The sequence below is a fragment of the Streptomyces huiliensis genome (assembly GCF_020037025.1).
GTDB classification, from domain to species: Bacteria; Actinomycetota; Actinomycetes; order Streptomycetales; family Streptomycetaceae; genus Streptomyces; species Streptomyces huiliensis.
Window position 1 is genome coordinate 1 of sequence record NZ_JAIQLH010000573.1, and the last position, 434, is coordinate 434.

The following is a 434-nucleotide window of genomic DNA, read 5'->3' on the forward strand; positions in this document are numbered from 1 at the left end:
GTTCCGTTGAGCAGGTTGCGCTGGCTGACGGCCGGGGAGTCGCACGGTCCGGCCCTGGTGGCGACGCTGGAGGGGCTGCCCGCGGGCGTCCCGGTCACCACCGACATGGTGGCGGACCACCTGGCCCGGCGGCGCCTCGGCTATGGACGCGGCGCGCGGATGAAGTTCGAGCGGGACGAGGTGACGTTCCTCGGCGGTGTCCGGCACGGGCTCTCCATGGGCTCCCCGGTCGCGGTCATGGTGGGCAACACCGAGTGGCCGAAGTGGGAGAAGGTCATGGCCGCCGACCCGGTGGACCCGGCCGAGCTCGCCGACCTCGCCCGCAACGCCCCGCTGACCCGGCCGCGTCCGGGCCACGCGGACCTCGCGGGGATGCAGAAGTACGGCTTCGACGAGGCCCGTCCGGTGCTGGAGCGCGCCTCCGCGCGGGAGAC

The 434-nt window shown here is 74.4% G+C and carries 1 protein-coding gene; it reads left to right on the plus strand.

Translation table 11 applies throughout. The features are described 5' to 3' along the window. Positions 1-6: 6 nt before the first annotated feature. A partial coding sequence (locus JNW98_RS35920; protein ID WP_223772427.1) for a chorismate synthase occupies positions 7-434 on the plus strand: 428 nt, incomplete at its 3' end.